General features: G+C 34.6%; 6 protein-coding genes and 2 pseudogenes. 2 read left to right on the top strand and 6 right to left on the bottom strand.

The annotated features are described in order from the left end of the window. Positions 1–258, top strand: a 258-nt coding sequence (locus IEV18_RS16455; RefSeq protein ID WP_188393446.1) for a transposase, incomplete at its 5' end; no start/stop codon positions are given. A 145-nt stretch (positions 259–403) separates the two neighbouring features. On the opposite strand, the gene IEV18_RS16450 is transcribed toward IEV18_RS16455, so the two are convergent. The 6 genes and pseudogenes from IEV18_RS16450 to IEV18_RS16430 all read right to left on the bottom strand — a co-directional run. Next, positions 404–1,093, bottom strand: coding sequence for a sensor histidine kinase (locus IEV18_RS16450; protein ID WP_229733704.1), 690 nt, complete (start codon positions 1,091–1,093; stop codon positions 404–406). After that, complete coding sequence (gene vanR, locus IEV18_RS16445) at positions 1,083–1,781, bottom strand: VanR-ABDEGLN family response regulator transcription factor (RefSeq protein ID WP_188393445.1); 699 nt, start codon at positions 1,779–1,781, stop codon at positions 1,083–1,085. The genes IEV18_RS16450 and vanR overlap by 11 nt, the downstream gene beginning before the upstream one ends. Positions 1,782–1,825: 44 nt before the next feature. Continuing rightward, positions 1,826–1,909: a hypothetical protein gene (locus IEV18_RS17685; RefSeq protein WP_428831588.1), complete on the bottom strand. Its 84-nt coding sequence runs from the start codon at positions 1,907–1,909 to the stop codon at positions 1,826–1,828. A gap of 22 nt (positions 1,910–1,931) precedes the next feature. Then, positions 1,932–2,024, bottom strand: coding sequence for a DUF1413 domain-containing protein (locus IEV18_RS17680; RefSeq protein WP_428831586.1), 93 nt, complete (start codon positions 2,022–2,024; stop codon positions 1,932–1,934). A 145-nt stretch (positions 2,025–2,169) separates the two neighbouring features. Beyond that, the gene (locus IEV18_RS16435; RefSeq protein WP_188393444.1) at positions 2,170–3,066 is read right to left on the bottom strand and encodes a DUF2268 domain-containing putative Zn-dependent protease; all 897 of its coding nucleotides are present in this window, start codon (positions 3,064–3,066) and stop codon (positions 2,170–2,172) included. A gap of 8 nt (positions 3,067–3,074) precedes the next feature. Further along, a pseudogene (locus tag IEV18_RS16430) lies at positions 3,075–3,347 on the bottom strand (MerR family transcriptional regulator); the annotation flags it as partial. 135 nt (positions 3,348–3,482) lie between these two features. Here IEV18_RS16430 and IEV18_RS16425 point away from each other — a divergent pair. Further along, a pseudogene (locus IEV18_RS16425) lies at positions 3,483–3,641 on the top strand (IS3 family transposase); the annotation flags it as partial. Positions 3,642–3,872 lie beyond the last annotated feature (231 nt).

Here is a 3,872-nt window from a genome sequence, read left to right as displayed (position 1 = left end):
CGCTCCCGCTGGGCAATCGAGTTGTTCTTTAAATGGCTGAAACAGCACGTGGAAATCAAACATTTTTACGGAATGAGTAAGACGGCGTTACAAAATCAAATTTACATCGCACTTATCACCTACTGTTTACATGTACTGATTCAATTAGAAACAAAAAGTAAAAAGTCGCTGCTTCGAATTAGCCGCTGGTTAAAGGCAGCATTATGGAAGCCAGCTTACATTTGGCTGCGAAGGTTTGAGAAAAAAGCCGTTCCATAACAAAGGCAAATGTCGTTGTCCCTTTTGGATGAACTTTATATAATTTTCAAAAAATGGATAAAGCCACCTTTAGTTGGACTTTGACTTTTTGGCTTAATTTATGAGAAAATTATTTACGGAATATTCCAACTATATTTATGCAATGCTAGTGATTCAAAACAATAGTTTGAAGATTGAATCTGGTGATCTCAAAAAACTCATTGATAAGCTCTTCTAATCGATAAGCTTTTTCCAAAGTAATACCGACATATTTTGACTTCTGATCAGGGGGCATATCAGGAGCTTCATCCAGAAGACTTAAGTACCCTATAACGGATGTAAGGGGTGTCTTTATATCATGAGCCAAATAAACGACTAGATCATTTTTGCGCTGTTCGGCATCAAGTGCAGCTTTTTTTTGTTTTTCCAAGTTGTCTTTTATCTGATTAAGCTTATTTTCCATAAAATCCAATTCCGGTGATAATGTAATTTCATCATTGGATTTCTCAACAAGTTTATCCATTCCGCTACTTATTTCATCGAAATATTTAGTAAACCAAGAGATTGAAAATTTAAGCAAAATAACCAATAATATAATAATCACAATAAGTGTAATAAGATCTTTATTATAAAGAAATATATACCGATAAATTATTACAGCATCGCTTTCACTCAAATAAAACTTATTCTTCAAAAATTCTACAATACTCTCTCCAATACTGAAACTGTCTTGTATTACAAAACGCAAAAAAATAACAGTTGCGACCGTGACAAAAACAATAAGGAGCAGTCTAAAAAATACTTTTCTTTTTAATTTGGTATAATCATTCCCTCTTTTATCTCTGTCACTTTTCAATTTTATAACCAACTCCCCATACCGTTTTGATATATTTAGGATTTTCCGTGCTATCGCCCATTTTTTCTCTTAAATGCCGAATATGAACCATTACCGTATTATTGCTGTTACTAAAATACTTGTCTCCCCATACCTCGCGAAACAATTCTTCAGAGCTTATCACTCGTCCTCGATTGGAACAAAGAACCCAAAGAATAGAAAACTCCGTAGGCGTAAGCGATAGTTTTTTCTCATTCAGCGTACATTCACGAGCATCCCTGTCCAACACCAAGCCGGAAAAGGCAATCAAGTGTTCTTCCTGCTTTGGCTCTGGAGAATTATATTTGGTAAATCTTCGGAGCTGCGCCTTTACACGAGCAACTAATTCCAAAGGACGGAATGGTTTAGTAATATAGTCATCGGCGCCTAATGTCAGTCCGGTAATCTTATCGACTTCTTCTTCTTTGGCTGTCAGCATAATAATCGGAAAATTATGCCCTTCTCTAATCTTCCGACAGATAGTAAAACCATCAATATCTGGCAGCATAACATCAAGTATCGCAAGCTCCACCTGATTCGACTCAACACATCGGAACGCATCTTGACCGTTATAAAATTTGAATACTGTAAAACCTTCATTTTTTAGATAAACTTCAATTAAATCTGCTATAGCATGCTCATCATCAACAACTAAAATACTGGTACCCATAAATTTTATCCCTTCTTTCTACTTGCCAATTTTCTTTTATATCTCTACTGATTTGAAGAAGTCTTTTCAATAACCTTTAAAACACTATATATTTTACTAACCCGATTAAGAAATAAAGTTCCAAGCAAAATCCGGTCCTTTCTTGGTATCCTATTCCATCCATACGTAAACTTTGTACAGATCCTTAACTAAAAAGACTTCACCTTCAATCAAATTTTTAGTTTCTCTGATAGCTTCTTCCATCAGTAATGTTGTCCTCCCTTTTTAATAACAATATCAACAGCATTGTTATAAAGAATATACATACATTACAAACTTTTATCAATTACAAAATAAAAACCGCCAACCAAAAGAATTTATCTCCTGATTAACGACGTCCACAAATCAGTTATTTTGTAAATAGTTCGCAATTGTACAGTATTTCCTTTGTATCAAGCAAGGTAGCTTCTCCTATTCCCACATTATTGACTTTCATAAAGGATTGTACCGCTTGGTATCCCACTGCATAACCAGCAAATGGTGATAAGCCAACCGGTTGATAGCCCTGTTCTTTTGCAATAATGTCACCAAACATATAACTACTAACCTCAGCAAATCCTTTAACATCTAGTGCGTCCTTTATTATTTCTGTTGAATATTCCAAATCCTCTTTGTCAAAAGAAGTAACCCAAGGTCCTAAAAGTTTATCACCATACAGTTCTTTTGCAAAAGACTCTGCCAACCCCTCTATAATTAAGTAATCACCAACAGTTACGTTTCCATGATCCCAATCAAAATATGAAAAACGGATATTATGATGAAATTCATGTGCAATTACAGCAGGGATTTTCGGAATATTATAGGAATTGGGATAAATGGATACTTGAATAAAACCTGGGATCCCACCGAATCCACAATAACCTTTTTGCAATTCGAGCTTTTCGGGGTCAGCTATATACATTCCAAATCTTAACTCGTTAGCATTTATTTTCAGATTATTATCTTGAATAAATTTAACACATTGCTTCAAAGTGTCATAGGCAGTTTGAAGAGCTTGAATGTCTTTTAACTTCTCTAACGCAATTTTTCCAGTTTCGGTATTTGATATATCAAGGTATCCAAGCATTTTGGTAGCCATTATTACGTCGTATCCATTAGGTTGATTTGCCTTTAAAGGAACGTTCATGATATTCCACATTTGTTCAAATGGTTTCATCATTGAAAATCGATAGAAGTCTTCTCTCTCTTCTTCCATACTAAATAATTCTTCATATTGTTTGATAGTATCTTCAATCACTATTTTCATTGCTGCCACCTTTCTTCTTTTAACATTTTCCGTTGCAAGATTAACGCTTCCTGTTGATTAAATGAAGGGCTATGGATAATCGTTCTAATCTCCTTCAAGGAAAAACCAAGCTCTCTGAAAAATAAATTTTGCTGTAACTTTTCAAGTTCTCTTCAGAATTAAGCCGATAGCCAGAAGCGGTGGTTTCTTTTTAGCGTTAATAATCCAGTCTGATCATAATGATGAAGTGTACGAATACTTGCACCAACCAATTCAGCTGCTTCTTTTACTTTCATACTCATGTCTTGCACCTCCTTCAGTTGCCATTATAAAGTATGACGTAACGTAAAGGTCAATAGTTAAATTCAGAACCTGATTTTGCAGAAAAAACACCCGCCAAAAGAAAGGCTCTCCTAATTCAAGAGTGTTCATCCAAAGAGCTTCAAAAGCAAGGATGGACAGTGTCACGTCGCCGGATTGGGCGAATAATGAAAGAAAAAGGACTTGTCTCCAAGTACACAGTCGCTCAATTTAAACCTAGAAAATCAAAAGTAAATGAATCTGAAATAGGAAACCTACTGAATCGGGAATTTAATCAAGACCACTAGCATTGCATAAATTAAATCTAAAAACAAAAAATACTAAGAACCTGAATTATTCATAGAAAACTTTTGATTACTTTCTAATGCCTATCTATCAAGCATTTCAACCGAATTGATCATGCATCAAATAAATGAAAAAAGAATCCATTTCTGTTAAAGTTAAATCACGACAAAATAACCACAGAAAGGATTCTTATAATGGCTACTTTACCGCAATTAACGTTA

Source organism: Compostibacillus humi, assembly GCF_014637175.1.
In the GTDB taxonomy this organism is placed as follows: domain Bacteria; phylum Bacillota; class Bacilli; order Bacillales; family Amphibacillaceae; genus Oceanobacillus; species Oceanobacillus humi.
This window is presented reverse-complemented; position numbering and strand designations above follow the sequence as displayed.